Annotated in this window: 20 protein-coding genes; 4 read left to right on the forward strand and 16 right to left on the reverse strand. The window is 37.3% G+C overall.

Annotation, left to right across the window (positions count from 1 at the left end; translation table 11 throughout):
- Nucleotides 1-62: 62 nt before the first annotated feature.
- From BM183_RS06230 to BM183_RS06275, 10 genes are all read right to left on the reverse strand, one after another.
- Entirely contained in the window at nt 63-1,097 is a 1,035-nt protein-coding gene (locus BM183_RS06230; RefSeq protein ID WP_091685350.1) for an XdhC/CoxI family protein, read from the reverse strand.
- Between the two features lie 26 nt (nt 1,098-1,123).
- The gene (locus BM183_RS06235; RefSeq protein WP_091685351.1) at nt 1,124-2,269 is read right to left on the reverse strand and encodes a sulfate/molybdate ABC transporter ATP-binding protein; all 1,146 of its coding nucleotides are present in this window, start codon (nt 2,267-2,269) and stop codon (nt 1,124-1,126) included.
- 9 nt (nt 2,270-2,278) lie between these two features.
- Nucleotides 2,279-2,938: a molybdate ABC transporter permease subunit gene (gene modB, locus BM183_RS06240; protein ID WP_091685353.1), complete on the reverse strand. Its 660-nt coding sequence runs from the start codon at nt 2,936-2,938 to the stop codon at nt 2,279-2,281.
- Nucleotides 2,939-3,074: 136 nt separating this feature from the next.
- Nucleotides 3,075-3,968 (reverse strand): molybdate ABC transporter substrate-binding protein, encoded by an 894-nt coding sequence (gene modA / locus BM183_RS06245; protein WP_091685355.1) that lies wholly within the window; start codon nt 3,966-3,968, stop codon nt 3,075-3,077.
- A 197-nt stretch (nt 3,969-4,165) separates the two neighbouring features.
- Nucleotides 4,166-5,098 (reverse strand): NTP transferase domain-containing protein, encoded by a 933-nt coding sequence (locus tag BM183_RS06250; protein WP_091685357.1) that lies wholly within the window; start codon nt 5,096-5,098, stop codon nt 4,166-4,168.
- A gap of 4 nt (nt 5,099-5,102) precedes the next feature.
- Nucleotides 5,103-5,672, reverse strand: coding sequence for a nucleotidyltransferase family protein (locus BM183_RS06255; RefSeq protein ID WP_170847906.1), 570 nt, complete (start codon nt 5,670-5,672; stop codon nt 5,103-5,105).
- Nucleotides 5,673-5,772: 100 nt separating this feature from the next.
- A complete protein-coding gene (gene yedF / locus BM183_RS06260; protein ID WP_091685360.1) occupies nt 5,773-6,375 on the reverse strand; it encodes a sulfurtransferase-like selenium metabolism protein YedF in 603 nt (200 codons plus the stop codon).
- 54 nt (nt 6,376-6,429) lie between these two features.
- Nucleotides 6,430-7,221 (reverse strand): selenium-dependent molybdenum cofactor biosynthesis protein YqeB, encoded by a 792-nt coding sequence (gene yqeB / locus BM183_RS06265; protein WP_091685362.1) that lies wholly within the window; start codon nt 7,219-7,221, stop codon nt 6,430-6,432.
- Nucleotides 7,222-7,320: 99 nt separating this feature from the next.
- Entirely contained in the window at nt 7,321-8,079 is a 759-nt protein-coding gene (gene yqeC / locus BM183_RS06270) for a selenium cofactor biosynthesis protein YqeC (protein ID WP_170847907.1), read from the reverse strand.
- A 37-nt stretch (nt 8,080-8,116) separates the two neighbouring features.
- Entirely contained in the window at nt 8,117-9,025 is a 909-nt protein-coding gene (locus BM183_RS06275; protein ID WP_091685365.1) for a selenium metabolism-associated LysR family transcriptional regulator, read from the reverse strand.
- Between the two features lie 311 nt (nt 9,026-9,336).
- Here BM183_RS06275 and selD point away from each other — a divergent pair, with 311 nt between their 5' ends.
- The gene (gene selD / locus BM183_RS06280) at nt 9,337-10,377 is read left to right on the forward strand and encodes a selenide, water dikinase SelD (protein WP_091685366.1); all 1,041 of its coding nucleotides are present in this window, start codon (nt 9,337-9,339) and stop codon (nt 10,375-10,377) included.
- Between the two features lie 58 nt (nt 10,378-10,435).
- Nucleotides 10,436-10,684, forward strand: coding sequence for a putative Se/S carrier protein (locus BM183_RS06285; RefSeq protein ID WP_091685368.1), 249 nt, complete (start codon nt 10,436-10,438; stop codon nt 10,682-10,684).
- 69 nt (nt 10,685-10,753) lie between these two features.
- On the opposite strand, the gene BM183_RS06290 is transcribed toward BM183_RS06285, so the two are convergent.
- Both BM183_RS06290 and BM183_RS06295 read right to left on the reverse strand, forming a co-directional pair.
- Nucleotides 10,754-11,701 (reverse strand): TDT family transporter, encoded by a 948-nt coding sequence (locus BM183_RS06290; protein WP_091685370.1) that lies wholly within the window; start codon nt 11,699-11,701, stop codon nt 10,754-10,756.
- A 19-nt stretch (nt 11,702-11,720) separates the two neighbouring features.
- Nucleotides 11,721-12,197 carry a C-GCAxxG-C-C family protein gene (locus tag BM183_RS06295; protein WP_091685372.1) on the reverse strand — a complete coding sequence of 159 codons (477 nt, stop codon included), beginning with the start codon at nt 12,195-12,197 and terminating at the stop codon, nt 11,721-11,723.
- Nucleotides 12,198-12,602: 405 nt separating this feature from the next.
- Here BM183_RS06295 and BM183_RS06300 point away from each other — a divergent pair, with 405 nt between their 5' ends.
- Entirely contained in the window at nt 12,603-13,778 is a 1,176-nt protein-coding gene (locus BM183_RS06300) for an aminotransferase class V-fold PLP-dependent enzyme (protein ID WP_091685374.1), read from the forward strand.
- A 299-nt stretch (nt 13,779-14,077) separates the two neighbouring features.
- Here the strand turns inward: BM183_RS06300 and BM183_RS06305 are convergent, their stop codons facing one another.
- Nucleotides 14,078-15,316, reverse strand: coding sequence for an agmatine deiminase family protein (locus BM183_RS06305; protein WP_091685375.1), 1,239 nt, complete (start codon nt 15,314-15,316; stop codon nt 14,078-14,080).
- Between the two features lie 148 nt (nt 15,317-15,464).
- Here BM183_RS06305 and BM183_RS06310 point away from each other — a divergent pair, with 148 nt between their 5' ends.
- Nucleotides 15,465-16,280, forward strand: a complete 816-nt coding sequence (locus tag BM183_RS06310) for a MerR family transcriptional regulator (RefSeq protein ID WP_242960886.1) — start codon at nt 15,465-15,467, stop codon at nt 16,278-16,280.
- A gap of 256 nt (nt 16,281-16,536) precedes the next feature.
- Here BM183_RS06310 and BM183_RS06315 read toward each other — a convergent pair whose 3' ends face one another.
- The 3 genes from BM183_RS06315 to BM183_RS06325 form a co-directional block, all read right to left on the reverse strand.
- Nucleotides 16,537-16,920, reverse strand: coding sequence for a RidA family protein (locus BM183_RS06315; RefSeq protein WP_091685379.1), 384 nt, complete (start codon nt 16,918-16,920; stop codon nt 16,537-16,539).
- Nucleotides 16,920-18,287: a dihydropyrimidinase gene (gene hydA, locus BM183_RS06320; RefSeq protein WP_091685381.1), complete on the reverse strand. Its 1,368-nt coding sequence runs from the start codon at nt 18,285-18,287 to the stop codon at nt 16,920-16,922. The genes BM183_RS06315 and hydA overlap by 1 nt, the downstream gene beginning before the upstream one ends.
- Before the next feature lie 67 nt (nt 18,288-18,354).
- The gene (locus tag BM183_RS06325; RefSeq protein WP_091685382.1) at nt 18,355-18,570 is read right to left on the reverse strand and encodes a hypothetical protein; all 216 of its coding nucleotides are present in this window, start codon (nt 18,568-18,570) and stop codon (nt 18,355-18,357) included.
- Nucleotides 18,571-18,799 lie beyond the last annotated feature (229 nt).

The raw sequence follows: 18,799 nt of genomic DNA on the forward strand, positions 1-18,799 counted from the left end.
AAGTGAAACAAATAAGACTTTTTAATCCGGTAACTGGTTTAAATGTCTTTTATATTTAAATATTAGAATCCTTTATAATCCTCAACCAGCACAGTCATGATCCCGCCGCATACCATGCCTTCTTCCTCTGCTGCATCTCCTGTTAAATCAATATCCAGTATTTTATAGGTTCCTGTTCCAATCATACGTCTGGCATCTCCGATAACTGCAGCTTCACTGCAGCCTCCTCCCACGCTTCCTACAATTCTTCCGTCGGGATAGACGATCATTTTAGCACCGGCACCTCTTGGCACGGAGCCTTTAGCACTGATTACGGTTATTAGTGCTTTTGGAACATTCTCTTCCTCTGATAGTAACTTTAATACATCATAATCAAAATCAGAACGGTTCAGTTGCTTTTTGTCACCGAGCCCCAAACGTTTTTCATTGATTAATTCCGCTACAATGGAGATTGAAATTTCCTCTGGTGTAATTCCACCAATATTTAATCCAATTGGGGTGTGTACCCGGTCTAATCTTTCCCTGCTGCAACCTTCTGCCTCCAAATTATCTTTTACAATAGCGGTACGTCTTTTGGAGCCAATCATACCTACATATTTAGGTTCCGGTCCCTTGCATATAGCTTTTAAACAATCACTGTCATAGCGGTGCCCTCTGGTGATAATAATAACATAGTCAGACTCTTTCAATTGCAAGGATTCAATAGCATGTCCAAATCCATCACAAATTACCTGCTTCGCTAAAGGAAATCTTTCCCGATTTGCAAAGCTAAGCCTGTCATCAATCAGAGTAATGGAGAAACCTATTTTAGCAGCAAATTCTACTAAAGGCTTTGCTATATGACCTCCCCCTAATATTATCAGTCTCTCCTCAGGATAAAAAGGTTCTATTAATGTTCTATTTTCATTATCTTCAATATAAGAAGGAATGCCTACCTCCAGAGTGTTTTTAACCTGTAAATCCCCATCCCGGCTATCTACAACTTTTTTACTTAAATCGGTGATAGCTCCTTCTTTTTTTGTCCATGAGGATACAATACAAGCCTTCTCACCATTATTAACTTTTCCCAATACTTCATCGTAAATATTCTTAAACATACTTTACCATCCCATTCTCTCTATATTTAGTCTATCAGTAACAATATATCTTCCGGAGCAACGGTAATAAACTCAGGCATTCCATTACTCAACTGGCTGTTCAGTTGGTTCTTGCCTATTTTCCACCAAATAACAGAATCGTGGTGATTTATATCCTCATGGGAATTTATATCCCTACTTTGGCTATTTATATCCGAGTATTGGCTGCTTCCCTTTGTATCAACTAATACCACCCATTCAAAAGGAGATTCCGTTATTTTTTTAACTCTGCAAGGTATTTTATTAAAGGATTCTTCTTCTCCTAATACCCAGTTTACTGAGTTACCTTTTATATAAGGTTTAAAATCATGTGCCCGTATTCCTATTCCAGATAGGTTATCCGGAATGGGTGCTTTTACAGTAAGCACTATTCCCCAATCAAGGGCTTCTACTTGATTATCTGCTATTTTTTTAGCTTTTGATAGATTTTTACAACCAGTTAGCTTTGCAGCTTGCATCTTTACCGGTTCTAAAAAGATATTTTTTGTATCACCGGACATTAGAATTTTGCCATGTTCCAAAACCATTAAATCTTTGGTCAATTCATATACTTCATTACGGCTATGGGTAACTAACAGGGATTCTCCTTCATAAGAACTTAATAAATCATGTAATTGTATTTGTAACTCCTCTTTTAAATATGCATCCAGTGCAGAAAAAGGTTCATCCAACAATAATGCATCCGGTTCATAGGCCAATATTCTTGCCAGGGCAACCCTTTGCTGCTGCCCGCCCGATAACTGGCTGGGATATCGTTTTTCTAAGCCCTGTAGGTGAAAGTTATGTAACATCTTAGTTACCACTTCTGTCTTCTCACTTTTTGAGCCTCGGATTCCTACAGCAATATTTTGTGCAACAGTCATATTAGGAAATAAGGCATAATTCTGAAATAAATACCCTACTTTTCTATCCTGAGGTTTTAGGTTTATTTTATTCTTTGAATCAAATAAAACTTTGCCCCTCAATTCAATATACCCTTCATCCGGTGTCATAATGCCTGCAATGCATTTTAATGTCATACTTTTACCGCAACCGGAAGCACCCAGGATTCCCATAGGCTTCCCATTTGTTTCAAAATCTACTTTAAGTTCGAAACCTTTTAATTTACTGTGTATATGAACTTTTAAACTCATTGTATTTTCCTACCTTTTTCTTAAGGCTGTTACATTCATCGATACTACTACTGCAAATGAAATGACTACTAAAATAAGTACATAATTATACGCGGTGTCCATATCGCCTGCTGCAACTGCCGAATAAACTGCCAAGGGAAGTGTTCTTGTTTTACCGGCGATATTTCCGGCTATCATAGCGGTAGCACCAAATTCACCTAACCCCCTTGCAAATGACAATATGGCACCGGAAAGTATTCCAGGCATGGCGTTAGGCATTAATACTTTTCGGAATATTGTTCCTTCTGACATGCCTAAAGTTCTTGCGGCATAGATTATATTCATATCCACCTGTTCAAAAGCTCCTCTTGCAGAACGGTACATAAGCGGAAAGGCTATGGTTACAGCTGCTAGCACCGTTGCCCACCAGGAGAAGGCTATTTTTACGCCAAAAAAGTTTATTAAAAACTCTCCTATTGGTCTTTTAACGCCAAATACGTATAAAAGAAAGAATCCGGCAACAGTTGGTGGTAAAACCATAGGAAGGGTCAATATCCCATCTAAAACTATTTTAACTTTTCTACTTCTTATACCATGTACCACTTTGGCCGCTATGACTCCCAGAAAAAAAGTAATTATTATACTTATGGAAGCCGTTTTCATGGATATTAGAATAGGTGAATAATCCATCGTAATTTTCCCTTTCTCAAACATTTATAATACTAATCTTCGATACAAAGTTAAAAAATATGTATGTAAAGCTTTACTTAATGGCCTTCTATGCAGATTTTTTATCAGAAGGAAATTCATATAAATATCATATCATCTATTGAACAGAAAAACCATAACTTACAAATAAATTGGTGGCTTCTTCGCTTTGCAGATATTCTACCAATAAAGCTGCTGCTTCTTTCTTTTGTGATGCTGTTACAATACCGATAGGATAAATAACTTTTTCATCTAAGCTTCCTTCCGGTGCTTCCGATATAACAGTCACCTTATCTGAAGTTGCAGCATCTGTAGCATAAACCACGCCTGCATCTGCGCTGCCTTCAGCAACCCAGTTTAATACTTCTGTTACGTTAGTACCTAAACTTGCCTTCTCTGCAACTTTATCATAGATACCTAAGGAATCAAATACTTTTTTCGCATATTGTCCTGCAGGCACACTCTCAGGATCTCCAATAGCAATGGTTCCTGCACCAAGAATATCTTCAAAACTTGTAACTTTAGACTCTGAGCCAGCCGGTACAATTAACACAACTTTGTTTTCCAATAATTCTTTGATAGAATCAGCATCTATCATGTTCTCATCTTTAAGTGCGTTCATTTGCTTCATAGCTGCTGATAAAAATATATCTGCCTCTAAGCCTTCTTCAATCTGTGTCTGTAATTTTCCTGAACTATCATAAGTACCTTCTACTGTAATCCATGGATATTTTGTTTGAAACTGTGGAATTAATTCTTCCAGAGACTTTTCCATACTTGCAGCTGCGGCAATTAATATAGTTACATCTTCCTTATCTGTGTTACTTTCTGCTTCCGGTGTAGTTTTTTCAGATTCACCATCTGTTTTTCCTTCCTCTGTGCCCTTGTTTTCCTGTTCTGTGGAATTTTCATTTGTTCCTTTGTTTTCCTTTGACGGTTGTTTAGAACATCCCGGGATCATGGTTAATACCATAACCATAATCATTGATAGTACTGCTAGTTTTCTTTTCATTTTTAATTCCCTGCTCCTTTCAAATTCTGGATATCTTGCATTCCACGCAAATCTCCATCTGAAAGTATTCCTTTCAACTTTCTTTTTATTTTTTATATGAAGAGTGTAAACTACTCTTAATATCGAATGATTTTTAAAAACAACTCGGGTGTAAAATAGAAAGTCAGCTGTTTTATGTTACCTTGTAACAGCGACTTCTATTTAAAAAAGTTTTCTTCAAATATTTTTTGTACTGCTAATTTAGCTTCTTTTTCAAACTTGGCATACTTATCCAATAACCGGCTGCCTTCTTCTGTTAAGGTTGTATATCCTCCATTTATTCCTCCCGGCTGTCTCTCTACCACAGAAAACCCAACCTGTTCCTCCATAAGATTTATCATGGTCCAACCTTTGCTGTAAGATATATTCAACTGCTGGCAGGCATATTTTACTGAATTGGTATAATGAATCAACTTTAGCAGCAAAGCTTCTCTCTCTCCAAAAAAATCTTTTTCTTTCACCAGCTTTACTTGTATCTGAGGATGAAGAATCTGCTTATTATGATATTCTAATAATTCTTTATAATCCTCTTCTTTATCTGCATCAAATAAAATTCCTCTATCCTCTACTTCAACCAATTCTCTTTCATAACCGGTTTCATATATTGCACCTTTAAGCCCATGATTACCACTATATTCAAGTATATCAGAAAGTAAGGAAGTATGAATTAACAGTGGATGTCCCTTTCTTCCCCGAAAAACCGGAGACGCAAGTTTTGCTTTTGTATTCATAAGCCTTACAACAGTATCTTTTGTAAATAAAGGAATATCCGTAGGTGTAAATAAAATCCGGTCACATTTATCAGCAAGATAGCTTAATCCAATTTTAGCAGAATCAAACATTTCGGTGTGCTGATAATTATCATTTCTTAAACATATTACATTCTTTTTAGCAACATGTTTCTCTAATATATCCGCATTGTTCCCTGTAATCAGAACAATGGGGCTTACTCCTGCCTGTTCAAAGGTCTGAATAATCCGCTGAATCATTGTAATTGAACCAATTTTTAACATAGGTTTAAAGGAATGAATGCGGGAACTCATTCCGGCTGCTACAATTACTGCACCAGTTTGCATTTCTTTACCTCTCATTCTATTACCTCTGCTTTATATCTATATCAATTAACTCTTTCTCATCCCCTGCTATAATCAATTCCACATCATCCAGATGCTTTTTTATCACTTTTTTCCCCCCAATGTCTCCATCCAAGGCAAATAAATCTAAAAAATATTTTTTGCCTATAATACAGGGGTTGCCCAATGTGTTTTCATGAACCACACTTGCCAGTTCTTTCTCAGAAATTATGTAATTATTAATTAAGCATTCTAACGTACTTCTTTTAAGATAGGGTTGATCACAAACACTAAATAATACGCCATCTACATCAGGTTCTATTTCTAATATCTTATGAAGCCCCAAATGAATGGAATGTGATATTCCAATATCCGGTTCCGGATTCTTAACCGGATAATATCCATACTCCAAGGCTTTTTCATATATTTCTTCATACTGCGTCACTACTACCTTGGTAAAACCGGAGATTTCACGAATGTGATCAAATATATGAAGATACATTTTTTTACCGTCCATTGTATCTAATAGCTTAATCCCACCATATCTTTTGCTGTTTCCCGCAGCTAAAAGAACAATTCCTATTTTCTTCATACTAGCTCCCATTGCATGCCGCATCTGCTTGCAGATGCGGTACTGCTACAAATCAAGTTCTTATCCCCGCTTACAGAAGCAGAGGGCTTACCTGATCAGGTTAAAAAGAAATTACTTTACCTGCTTTTTGCATCTTATCCAGGATTTCATACATATTGCTTACCTGTCCTACTTTCAATTCTTCTGTAATTTTATAAAAATTCAAGCAAGCTCCACATACCAATACTTCTACACCTTTTTCTTTTAACTTAATAATATGATCCACTGCCTGTTCATCTAAAGTCGGGAGTTTTACTCCCCCATTCATAAATAAGATATAAGATGGCAAATCAGCAGACTCTGTGAGTGTATATAAAAACATTCTCATTAAGTTCTTACCAAGTTCCGGATCTCCCTCTCCAATGTAGTCTTTTCCTATAAATACAGCGTAGTCTGCTTTAGGAACCGGTTTTTGCTGCTCTAACTCTTCCAGCATAGCATTGCATTCCTTGCATTCTTTTGAAAGTGCAACAGTATATAAGCCGCCCTCTTCCTTTACTTCTACTTCAAAACCTGTAGTAGCTGCAAGCTTCTTTAGATTTTCTACTGCAATTTTATTATCTACCTTTGTTATAATTCCCTCTTCTCCATTGTCGATTTCTTTCTTTGTCATGATTACAGGTATGGGACAAGCTTGTCCAATGGCATCTACTAATTTACTCATATTCTTTCTCCATTCCAAACATTCTTAGTTTTAATTCTCATATAGCATTCTCTATCAGAACTTACCATGCTCATAGCCTACAACTGCTTCCAATACACCGCCCCCTATGGATCTTGCCTTATCTGATATGGTAAAACAGTGGTTTCTTTCACAACGTGCATCGATATCACCACATTTCATTCCCTTTTTTACCTTCACACCAGCTTGCAGCATTCCTCTTACAATACCGGGCATAAGAGCATATATTGGCTGACCGCCGGACATAGCAACAACCTGATCTTTTTCCACCAAATCACCTATGTCAGCAACAGGCAGAAACTCTCCATCTGCTGATGCCCGTATAATTCTTTCAATGGTATATCCACCAATATTACCGGGTACTCCTGTATTGGGAATAGCACTTCCCTCTCGAATCACCTTTCCCAGATAATGCCCCCGCATCGTCTCGATTACTCCATGACAGTCCTTACCTGCTGTAAAACCAGGCCCTACACCGATTACCAAAGGAGCTTCTTCTATGGTAGTTCCAAGATTCTCTTTTGCAATAATAGCATCGATTACCACTTCCGGTGCGTATATATCCCCAATGTCTGCTTTTTCATCTACTATGACAGGAACAGCTCCTTCTCTATGAGCTTTTTTAACTTCCTCCATTGTATGGACCAATACACCTCTTACACCTTCAATTACGGCTTCTTTTTCGTATACCACTCTGGAAAAAGCTACAATTCTTCTAACCGTAGTTGGGATAGGTATCTCTGTCATAAGTATGTCATATCCAGCCTGATATAACCTGTATGCTATACCGGTAGCCAGATCTCCTGCACCTTTAATTAATACTTTCATATCTTCTCCAATCTATCATTACACTAGCGTATATTCAAATATCAGCATGTCTTACCCATTGTTCTGTTTTTAATTGTTCATTTTATCTTAATTGCTGACTTATTTATTAATATAAGTGTTATACGAAGATAAGTATACTCTGCCAATGCCAAGTTTACTTACCATATCACGAATACTCAAAGCGTCTTTCAGCCTTTGGTCATTATCTACTTTGTTCAAAATAACCGCATAATCCATGTTTTTATGTAATCCTTTTTTTAATCCCCAGTTATTACTGATTACTTTTGTATAATCTTCTTTGGTAATTCTACTGTCTTCCGGTTTCTCAAGTAATTTGGAAGCCAGTTCATAACGAAAGCACTTCTCCTTTAAAGGTTTTCCTAATGCATCCATACCTAAGACACCAATTATCATTGTACTTTCTTCCAGTATTACCGGTTCCCACTCACCGGGCACTTTAAAGGGAAGCCGCTTAGCCCCATCGGCTTCTATAATCATGGGAAGCTTTTTAGATGCCAATTTTTTTAAGAATTCCAAATCCGGTGACTTCATCTTGCCAGTTTCACTTTGCAAACCAATCCACACAACTGCCTCTTCTTCCAGATATCTATCCACAACTTCCACCGATTCAATCTTGCACCAGGGCCAATGCTTCGGAGGCATCATGTGAGTGGTTGTTGTTACAATAACCGGTTTCCCTTTTCGGTCATATTCTCTTGTCAATTGCTCCAAGGTAGAGGTTTTTCCGCCACCGCCTACAATAGATACAATGGGAGAAGACACCTTATCCAAGCCCAATGCATCTAATAACACAGGATTTGTTTCCCATTCTGTTTTATTTGGCATCATTAATTTCATAGGTATCCATGTTCCCTTCTGCATGATAAAGTATTTATCATTTTTCTATATTGTTATAAAAACTGCTGCAAAATTCAATAAAGGATTTTTCTAAACGGCTAAATCTCTTCCGTTTTTCGAATACAATATAAAGTCTTCTGTAAATAGCTTCACCTATAGGTTCATACATTAAAATTTTGCCTTCTTCCGCAAAATCCTGAGCAGATTTTTTGGACATAATTGATATTCCCATACCTTTACTGACTGACCTTTTAATAATTTCCTGATCGTTAATACGGGCAACAACATTTAATTTGGAACCCTCTATTTTTTTGGATTCCAGAAACCTCTCGGCGGATTTTAAAGTTCCGGAACCATTTTCCCTTAGTATAATAGGTTCTTTCAATAGATTCTCCAAAGTATTGGCCTTCTCCAATAAAACCTTGTAGTGATTTTCATTTGGAGTAATTATAACAAGTTTGTCCTCATAAAATGGTATGAAATTCAGCTTACTGTTTTCATCCTTAACACCAACAAAACCAATATCCACTTTATGCTTTAATATCTCATCAATCACATACTGGCTGTCACCATGATTGATAGAAAAATATATCTTTTTATTCTGCTTTTTAAAGGCAGAAATCAATTCAGGTAATATATATTGAGAAGGAATGGTGGAACCTGCAATCACGATTGCTTCATCGGCCTGAGACTTTGCACCAAATTCCTGATATAAATCTTCTTTTATTTCTAAGATTTCTTTTGCATATTCATATAATTTCTCACCGGCACTTGTGGTTTTTACCGTTTTTGTAGTGCGTTCCACCAGCCTCACATTAAGCTCTTTTTCTAAAGAAACTATATGTGAACTTATAGTCGGCTGGGTGAGAAATAAGCTTTTTGCTGCTTTTGAAAAGCTTTGTAACTCAACAACCTTTACAAATGCTTCTAGTTGCCTCAATTCCATATTATACACCTACTCTTCTCTATTATATATCAAAAATTATACCATGATTTATTGATTATTTCTATAAATACTTTTCTTTATTAGATATTATCTATAATTGTATTCTAGCCTTTCAGAATTACTTGTAGTAAAATATAATAGCACCATACAATATTATGAACCTGCTTTATGTTCATTTTTTACACTCCATTCAGAATTTGCAAGAAAACTTACAAAGAATGTTATTTTTCCAGTTTCTTCATCCCGCTGTGGTTAATTAATCCGATTACAATAGATATTATAGATAATCATTTAAGGAGGATATATCCGTTATGGCAAAAAAGAATGTTCCACTTACCCAGTTAGTTAAAACTTCAGGTTGTGCAGCAAAATTAGGTCCTAGTGTACTTCACAGTGTATTACAGCAGCTGCCCAAGTTCGAAGATCCTAATTTAGTGGTTGGCTTTGACACAAGCGATGATGCTTGTGTTTACAAAATAAATGATTCCCTTGTAACAATCCAAACTGTAGACTTCTTTCCCCCAATGGTAGATGACCCTTATTACTTCGGACAGATTGCTGCTGCCAATGCATTAAGTGATGTATATGCCATGGGCGGTAACCCCTCTCTTGCCATGAATTTAATGTGCTTCCCATCCTGTTTGGATATAAAGGTTATGGAAAGTATATTGGAAGGCGGGTATTCTAAGGTAAAGGAAGCAGGTGCCATTGTTGCAGGAGGACATACCATTACCGACCCTACACCAAAGTATGGTTTATGTGTAACCGGTTTTGCACATCCTTCTGAAATCTTAACCAACAGTTCCGCACATACCGGTGATGTTTTAGTTCTTACCAAACCCATTGGCTTGGGGGTTATGAATACTGCCGCAAAAGTAGACATGTTGAATGATGGTCAGTTAAAAAATATTATAGATATTATGGCAACTTTAAATAAATATGCCAAAGAAGCCATGGCAGGCTTAAAGGTCCACTCTTGTACAGATGTTACCGGATTTAGCTTAACGGGACACAGTTATGAAATGGCCTCCGGAAGTGGAAAAACCATAGAACTATTTACCGATCAGATTCCAGTTATTGACGGTGCTTTAGATTTGGCTGCAATGGGAATTATACCGGAGGGTATGTACAATAATCTGGATTACCTTGCTGATAAGTTTATTTATAAAAATACCCTGCCTCAGAATCTAAAAGACTTACTGTTAGATCCCCAAACTTCCGGCGGTTTACTTATCTCCTTACCGGAAAAAGACGCAAAAGAATTCTTAAAACGTATGGAAGAGTATACCCCATATGCCGGAATAATTGGACAAGTAACGGAGAAGAAAGAAAAGCCATTGCTTATTTATTAAAAAGTTAACAAAATTACCGCAGTTTCTATCTGGCTGTGGGAAAGGAATATACGTTATTATGGATTACTATTTAATTACATTTTCCAGTACCCATGCAGCAATGGCTGCCCAAAAGTTTTTAAAAGATAAAATACATTTTTATGTGATGCCAACATTAAGGGAGATATCCAACAGTTGTGGTATCTCCCTTAAGATAAATGATTCTGCTTATGAGGAAATTATGGAAGCTATAAAGGATTTCCCCATAAACCATGGTATGTATAAAATTTATTTGATTACCCCCAGTGAGATTAAGGTAATGAATTAGAGTAATCAAAAGGTGAAAACACTTGTTTAAAAACAAAATTAGAATGAGTTTAAAGTTTTGCTATATAAATTAGTTAGCTTGTTTTATAACATCTAAGCCATTCACTTTAACTGTAGATATATGAACTATATATCTGATCAGCACATAAAATACAAGTACAACTGCAATAGCTTCTTCAATTTTTACAATTACAGGCAGTATACCTGTGTTAAAACCTTGCTTTATCAGAAATCCATTGCTTAATTTTAATGCCAAAGCGGAGATTACCATTGGGAATGTGAATGCACTATAACTTGGATAAAACTTCAACTTCAATAACCCCGCCAATCGACTGATTGCAAATAGATAAAATCCCTGTGACAATATTAATAGCAGCCAGAAAATAATCATATTCTTTGTATCAAAGCTATTTAAATATCCGGCTAAACATAAGGAGCCCGGCGCTGCGAATATCACTAAGGTAGGCAACGCAGGTTCCGGTATTTCTTTTACGATAAACACACGTTTTCCTACAACAAATATTAAAATAATATAGCATATAAAAGAAAACCAGAATGCGATTTGTCCTATAGCCGGTTGGAAAGCCTTTCCTGTTACTGCCGCTGCGGCAATACCTACGTATACAATAAACCAGCTTGGAAACACCTGTTTAATTTTAAACTGCCCTATAAACTTAAAGGTGAAACGAAGCAGAAATACCAGATGGAGAATTACTCCGGCAATCCATACCCCAAATGCCGCATTATTGTTATATGGTTTTATGTAAGTAGCTAAAATCATAATTCCCATGGTGTAGGTAAGAAAAACAGAACCTCCGATAGGAGTGTCCAAATCATTTTTAAGTCCTTTCAGGTCACTTAAGAACTTAATTGTTGTAATAATAAATATAATTGCAGAAATAATTCCAAGTATATTTCTATAAACTTCCCCATAAGACTGAACTAAATTACCTAAAACAGCAAATGAAAGCATCACGCCTACTATAGGCATAGGTACCTTTTTCAAAAAAGTATTCACCGTATCTCTCCTATTCTTTTTACTTTTCCTCTATTTTAATAACACCGTCTTCTATTAATTCTCTGGCTACCCATTCAGCTACTCTTCCGGTTATGTTAATGCAGTGATTTTTTCTTTCTGGAGATTGAAAATTATCTCCTGCCCATTCCTTTGTAATAACCCGGCAACAAGTAGATTTATATTGATCTTTTATAAAATCATGAAGACCCTTTGCCTTCTCAAACATCTTTGGATTCATAGTTTCTCCATGAACTCTGCCATACACCATTCCTAAAGCCATCTCCCCACCGGAAACAGCGCCACACAGACATTGTGCTTTACCAAGACCAATCGGAAATCCGGATGCTAATTTAACTACATCGTCAGAATATGGTTTTCCTAAAGCATCATTGATAGTCTGCACCACTGCTTCTGAACAGAAAAACTCGCCTTTTCTAAAATAGGTTTCTGCAGTTTCCCGAATACTTTCCAGATACTTTTCTTTTAAATCATTCATATCTTTTCCTCACATTCTTTTCATATTGGTATATTTCAATTAAATCCCCCAACCCACTTGAAATACAAGTCAAATGAATTAGAATAAGTATAAATATATTCTGTCTATAATTATACTTACAGAATGGTGAGAGGTAAAATCAATAATCTATATGGATGGAGGCCATTTATAGATTATATCTATAAATGACTGCATTACAGAAGGGTAATATTATGATATAATATAAACGGAATGAGGAAAATGCAAGCTTGCTTGAATTTTCCCAGTTTAGTGCCACGACTATGAACATGCTTTATGTTCATGATATAATAAAAACAGAGAAAAAGATTGCAAGTTTGCCTGCAAATAACTCTGCTAAACAGAAAAAGTTAAATCCCGATATTTGAGATTAGATTGGAGATTATAATGAAAAAAATATATATGGACCAGGCTGCTACTTCCTTTCCAAAAGCCCCTGGTGTAATAGAAGCTATGGTAGAATTTATGACTCAGGTAGGTACCAATATAAATCGGGGAAGTTATGAAAATGCTTATGAAACTGCAGGAGTTGTTTACGAAACAAGAGAACAATTATGTAAACTTTTTGATTTCGGCCCCATCGAAGACAAAGCAAAGAATGTTATATTTACCCCCAACATAACTTATGCACTTAATTTTATAATAAAGGGATACTTAAAATCCGGTGATCATGTCTTAGTAAGCTCCATGGAACACAATGCCCTCATGCGCCCCCTTGTACAATTGCAAAAGGACAGGGGAATAACCTTTGACCGAATTCCCTGTACCAAAGAAGGTGAATTACAGGTAGAAGTTATAGAAGCATTGATACAAAAAAATACAAAGGCTATTATTATGACCCACGGTTCAAACCTATGCGGCACCTTGATGCCAATTAAGGAGGTGGGAGCAATTGCACATAACCATGGTATAAAGTTCATAGTAGACTCAGCACAGACAGCCGGAACATTTCCGATATCCATGAAAGACATGCATATAGATGCTCTTGCATTTACAGGTCATAAAGGTCTGTTAGGCCCTCAAGGAATAGGAGGCTTTCTTATAACCGATGAAATGGCAGATGAAATGACACCTCTTATAACGGGAGGAACCGGCAGCATATCTGATACGGAAGAAACCCCAACCTTTCTGCCGGACAAATTTGAAGCAGGCACATTAAATCTGCCGGGAATCATAGGACTTCATAGGAGTCTAAAATATTTAGAAGAAGTGGGTATAGACAAAATCCGTGAAAAGGAATTAAAATTAACGCAACAATTTATAGATGGCGTGTCTAACATAGAAGGAATCCGTATTATCGGAAAAACAACCTGCAAGGACAGAAGTTCCGTAGTAAGCCTTCAAACAACTAATCTGGATGAAGCAATCCTAGCCTTCCGTTTAGACCAAGAATACCAGATCATGACCCGTGTAGGAATGCACTGTGCCCCAAACGCCCATAAAACCTTAGGCACCTTCCCGGAAGGAACTATCCGGTTTTCTTTTGGATACAGCAATACAGAGGAAGAAGTAGAATATGCAATTAAGGCAATAGAAGGGATTTGTATACAAAATCAAAATTAAAGAAGCTGAAGAGAATACTATTGCTATGTCAATGTGTTTCGTAAAATAAGTTCCAAAAATATCAGATACGCTAGCGGCAATTACCGCCAGCGTAAAAGCCAGTTCTTGAAATCGGTTCGCTTTTGTATCGGCCTATATTGACAACCATTTTGATAAAGACTTCTTGTGTTAAGTCCTGGGGGCTATGACAGTTCAATGTTTTTAAAATTATGTTCTTAGCGATTTTTTCTGTTTCAAATGGGTACATTCTTAACCCAACTCACCAATATTCTGCACATATCTTTGAAGTGCCTGAAAAATCACACCTGTTGTGCAAATGGAATATTGCGCGTATGACAATGGATTCCACCCCCATACAAGTTCAGTGCCAACGGGTTAATCTGTATAATACGACGGTTAGGAAATGCGATTTGTAAAACCTGTAGTGCCTGTTCGTCTTTTTCCCTGATTCGCTCTGACATTCCTTCCTTGTAATATTTCTGAGCAACTACTACATTATTAGCAATCAGAAAATTGCAATAGCTGAGTGCCGGCAAAACGTTAATTGGACCGTCAGGAAATGGAGTTACATCTGACAGCACCCCATCCATATCTTCATTATGCTCCCTCCAAAGGTTATATGCGTCATCTTCTGGATAGAGGTCCATATAGATTGGCTCAGGAACAGGCATATTCAGAATACGGAAAGGCTGCCCGTCCTGATTACGAGCGGTCTTTACCGCCTCATATGCTCGGTCCAGCCGTTCTTTGTTAAAAGCATGTAACTTACTTTCACGGGCTTCTTCCTCGGAAATGTGTGCAATTAAAATAGTATCGGTATTGGCAAAACGACAGATCTCATCAATGTGTCCATTGGCACTAGCAGAACGGAAGGAGCAGAATGTACCGTCGGCAGAAGGGATTGGTCCGGAATAAGCATATTCATCGTCATAGGAACATTGCGGAAGCCAGATAATCTGCTCCAGATTAAATACCCGCTTCAGCTCCTGCTCTACCTCTGTTACGTTCTTGCCAGGATTACGTTTATCCACCTCTGTTTCTTTTATTGCCATCATTATACCGCCTCCGTTGAATTCCCGATCGCCACCTTCGCTGATCAGTTCAGAGTGCCGTGTATTTTCAATTCCGATTAATTTGGCATGATATTCACTGAATCCCCGTAATAGGCGGGAAAGCTCATCATCCTCCGGATAGTATCCATACATGTCAAAACGGAAATCAACCCTTGCACGGCTTCCAAGATCACCTATCATAACTTCAGCTCCAAAATCACGGGGATAGACGATAGGTGAGGGGAATATTACAAAGCGGATTAATGCAATATCAACCCCTTGCCTAGCTAATTCCTGTTTTGCACGTTTTTGCACTTCCTCATCATAGCAACATACGATGATTTCTACTTCTCCCATCAGGGCCAATACCACTTGAACGCTGACTATATCCGTATTTAACTTTCTGGTTGCATTGGCGTATGGTGGCCAGATAATTAGCACCGATTCTTGTTTTTCAAATTCTCCTACAGTTCTAAAACTTTCCATATATACATCTCCTTTTTATTATTTTTTACAATATGAAAGACTGTAATTTCTGTAGAAACCCCTATTGGAAAATGAAAGGTATTGCAATTTTTAAAACAATATGTATTATATAGTATGGAGTAACTCCATAGTCAAGGAGGAAAACGAAATGCATAAAAATAAATTAAAGACCTTTACAACTGGAGAATTTGCGCAAAGATTTGGAATTAAAAAGGATACCTTATTCTATTATGACCGTATCGGTTTATTTCATCCGGCAGGAGTGAATGACAATGGATATCGGTATTATACGGTTCCGCAGCTTGATGTTTTCTGGATGCTTCAATCTTTAAGAGAGCTTAACTTTCCTTTGAAAACATTGGGATACTACCTCAATGCGCCATCACCGGAAGGGTTAATTGCACTTTCCAAGGAACAACTCAGCCGAGTGAAGCAGGAAATCAGAAAGCTGGAACAAATTCACTGGTTATTAAACAGTATCGTCACCTATTCGGAGGAAGCCCTTAGCGCTCCCTTGGATGAAATCTCTCTCGTGGAACTTCCAGATGAGCCTGTTTTATATAGCGATCCCATACCGCAGGAGAATAATGTCGTCAGTGGCGAGGAGTGGTTTAGCTATTATGATCGCTTTTTGAAAGATACAGACCTGAAAGGTCCCGCTTATGTCGGATCTATTGTAAGCCAGGAGGATCTTCTGGCGGGAAGATTTGAGAGGGTTGATCGGCTGTTTGTACGTATGGACGGTATAAATGCCAAGTTAAAGCCGGCAGGACTTTATGCAGTCACTTATCACAAAGGTCCATTTGAATCAGTATTGGAGGTCTATGAACCATTTCTTCGTCAGCTTAAAGCACGGGGACTGACTGTATGTGGCGATTCTTATGAGGAATATCTATTGGGTAGGTTATCCGTTCAAGACCAGACTGAGTTTATTTTTAAAATTAGCCTGGCGGTGTATAAATGATGACGGTACCTGCCCTACCGTTACCTTCCAGTTTTGGTAAGCTTTGGATAACGGTGACAATGCGAAGAAAGAAGTGGGATATACAATTAAAGCAAGAGTGTTGCCAAAATTGATGCAAATAAACTTTGAAACAAGGCAGTGGTAAAATCCTCATCAAAATAAATAGGTATAAAAGTGGCTGTCCCTCTAGCGGTTTAAACCGCTAGAGGGACAGCCACTTCTCAATAAATATGAATCAAAGCATCTTTAAGCTAAATTATTCAGCCTTTACCGCAACAGCCTCAATTTCAAATAACCCGCCCATTGGAAGTGCAGCTACTTGCACACAGGAACGAGCAGGAGTTTCACCAGTAAAATATTCTCCATAGATTTTATTGATTTTAGCAAAATCCGCAATATCATTTAAGAATACGGTAGTCTTTACAACATTAGCTAATGTTAAACCTGCTTCTTCTAAAATAGCCTTTAAGTTATTTAAAGCCTGTGTTGCTTGTGCTTCAACGCCTTCTGCCATTTTACCGGTAGCAGGGTCTAATCCTAATTGACCGGAAGTATATAGGGTATCTCCTACCTGAACTGCATGAGAGTATGGTCCTACTGCTGCTGGTGCATTCTTTGCTGCTATAGTTGTTCTTTTCATTATAATGATCCTCTCTTTCTGGAAATGTATTTTCCTTGGTTTTCTTTTAATAATTTTCCGCCTTCAACAAGAAGCTGACCTCTTAAGAATACTTTCTCAGGTCTTCCTTTTATATTATACCCTTCGAAAGGTGCATAATCAACATTTTGCATTTGATTTGCTGCTGTTATTTTCCCTTGATATTCCGGATCCCATACTACAATATCAGCATCACTTCCGGCTTGTATGGTACCTTTTTTGGGATAAAGTCCATAAAGTTTAGCAGGATTTTCTGCCATTAACCTGCACATCTGATTTAAAGATATTTTATCCTCTAACACTCCATAGGTATACACAACCGCTGCCCTGGTTTCAACACCTGGCATGCCGTTTGGAATCTTAGTATAATCATCTTTACCCATTTCTTTTTGTTTCAGGGTAAAACTGCAATGATCTGTTGCAAGGGTATGGATTTTATCTTCTTTAAGGCCTTTCCATAAGCATTGACTATCTTCCTTGGTACGAAGGGGAGGAGAAATTACATACTTTGCACTTTCAAAGCCCGGCAGATAATATTTGCTTTCATCTAATAACAGATATTGAGGGCAGGTTTCAATATAAACTTTCTGTCCCTGTTCTGCTGCTCTTTGAATAACTTCAAAACCTTCCTTAGTACTTAGATGTACTACTATAACAGGTACATCTACTAATTTTGCTATAGTTAAAAAACGATTTATAGCTTCTGCTTCAATACAAGAAGGTCTTGATACCGGATGGGCACTTGGTGAAAAATTACCTTCTTTTTTCTGTTCTGCAATCAACTGGTCGATTAGTTCACCGTTTTCACAGTGTACACCCACAATACCGCCATATTCTTTGATTCTTTTTAATACTTCATATATTTCCCCATCTCTTACTCTTGAAGAATAGGTCATATACAATTTAAAGGAAGTAATTCCTTCCTGGAACATATGAGGAACCTCTTCGCTGGTGTGTGGATTCCATTCAGATATTGCCATATGAAATCCATAATCACAGGAGGAACGATTGTCAGCTTTTTTATGCCAGTTATCCAGTCCTTCTTGTAACGTTTCTCCTTTATTCTGGGTAGCAAAGTCAATCACACAGGTGGTACCGCCTACTATTGCTGCCTTTGTACCTGTGTTAAAGTTATCTGCAGTTACGGTGCCGGACACCTCTAAATCAAAATGGGTATGGGCATCAATAAAGCCTGGGAATACATACTTACCTGTTACGTCTATAACAGTAGCATCCTCTTCGGGAATCTTTTTTCCAACTTCTTTGATTATTTCATCTTCAATCAGCACATCTGCCTTCAAAGTATCTAATCCGGAGATTACCGTGCCGCCTTTTAATAAATACTTCATCTTTATAACCAGCTCCTTTCAGAGTCTGGAGACTTTGTGCGTAGCACAAATCTCTGTTGAAAGATTTCTACTTTGAAAGAATTTCAACTTTTGAAAAAATTTCAACCTTGAAAGAATAAAAGTCTTTCAACCTTCCAGACATAATGCCGCTTGCGGCATCTCGAAAAATAGACGAAGAAGTTCGAAATGAGAATTCCAATGGATTCTCATTTTGGAGTTCTTCCAAGTGTGAAGAAGCTCTTCCTTCACACTTCTCTCCTTCCTGCACCTGTTTCTTGCGCATATTAAGTTTATACCAAGTATACCCCGGTATAAACTTTGTATGTGAAGATATTTTTTCTTCACATTTCCTGTGAAATGAATTAAGACTTACAAGAAATTCATTCTTTAGATGCCTTTGAGTCGGAGTAAAGGCTCCGACTCAATGAGGCAAGTTACTTAACCCATATTAAGTATAACTTGTAAATTTTAATTTGTTAATATGCAATCACAATTAAATTGCATACCTTTTT

It is taken from the genome of Anaerocolumna aminovalerica, assembly GCF_900115365.1.
In the GTDB taxonomy this organism is placed as follows: Bacteria; Bacillota; Clostridia; order Lachnospirales; family Lachnospiraceae; genus Anaerocolumna; species Anaerocolumna aminovalerica.

What these genes read in the sequence shown, in the direction of transcription:
- BM183_RS06325 (WP_091685382.1), bottom strand. Translation starts at nt 18,570, where the DNA reads ATGCGCAAGAAACAGGTGCAGGAAGGAGAGAAGTGTGAAGGAAGAGCT.
- modA (WP_091685355.1), bottom strand. Translation starts at nt 3,968, where the DNA reads ATGAAAAGAAAACTAGCAGTACTATCAATGATTATGGTTATGGTATTA.
- BM183_RS06255 (WP_170847906.1), bottom strand. Translation starts at nt 5,672, where the DNA reads ATGAAGAAAATAGGAATTGTTCTTTTAGCTGCGGGAAACAGCAAAAGA.
- BM183_RS06295 (WP_091685372.1), bottom strand. Translation starts at nt 12,197, where the DNA reads ATGAATGATTTAAAAGAAAAGTATCTGGAAAGTATTCGGGAAACTGCA.
- BM183_RS06250 (WP_091685357.1), bottom strand. Translation starts at nt 5,098, where the DNA reads ATGAGAGGTAAAGAAATGCAAACTGGTGCAGTAATTGTAGCAGCCGGA.
- BM183_RS06300 (WP_091685374.1), top strand. Translation starts at nt 12,603, where the DNA reads ATGAAAAAAATATATATGGACCAGGCTGCTACTTCCTTTCCAAAAGCC.
- BM183_RS06310 (WP_242960886.1), top strand. Translation starts at nt 15,465, where the DNA reads ATGCATAAAAATAAATTAAAGACCTTTACAACTGGAGAATTTGCGCAA.
- yqeB (WP_091685362.1), bottom strand. Translation starts at nt 7,221, where the DNA reads ATGAAAGTATTAATTAAAGGTGCAGGAGATCTGGCTACCGGTATAGCA.
- BM183_RS06275 (WP_091685365.1), bottom strand. Translation starts at nt 9,025, where the DNA reads ATGGAATTGAGGCAACTAGAAGCATTTGTAAAGGTTGTTGAGTTACAA.
- hydA (WP_091685381.1), bottom strand. Translation starts at nt 18,287, where the DNA reads ATGAAGTATTTATTAAAAGGCGGCACGGTAATCTCCGGATTAGATACT.
- BM183_RS06230 (WP_091685350.1), bottom strand. Translation starts at nt 1,097, where the DNA reads ATGTTTAAGAATATTTACGATGAAGTATTGGGAAAAGTTAATAATGGT.
- BM183_RS06285 (WP_091685368.1), top strand. Translation starts at nt 10,436, where the DNA reads ATGGATTACTATTTAATTACATTTTCCAGTACCCATGCAGCAATGGCT.
- BM183_RS06315 (WP_091685379.1), bottom strand. Translation starts at nt 16,920, where the DNA reads ATGAAAAGAACAACTATAGCAGCAAAGAATGCACCAGCAGCAGTAGGA.
- selD (WP_091685366.1), top strand. Translation starts at nt 9,337, where the DNA reads ATGGCAAAAAAGAATGTTCCACTTACCCAGTTAGTTAAAACTTCAGGT.
- modB (WP_091685353.1), bottom strand. Translation starts at nt 2,938, where the DNA reads ATGGATTATTCACCTATTCTAATATCCATGAAAACGGCTTCCATAAGT.
- BM183_RS06305 (WP_091685375.1), bottom strand. Translation starts at nt 15,316, where the DNA reads ATGGAAAGTTTTAGAACTGTAGGAGAATTTGAAAAACAAGAATCGGTG.
- yedF (WP_091685360.1), bottom strand. Translation starts at nt 6,375, where the DNA reads ATGAGTAAATTAGTAGATGCCATTGGACAAGCTTGTCCCATACCTGTA.
- yqeC (WP_170847907.1), bottom strand. Translation starts at nt 8,079, where the DNA reads ATGAAATTAATGATGCCAAATAAAACAGAATGGGAAACAAATCCTGTG.
- BM183_RS06235 (WP_091685351.1), bottom strand. Translation starts at nt 2,269, where the DNA reads ATGAGTTTAAAAGTTCATATACACAGTAAATTAAAAGGTTTCGAACTT.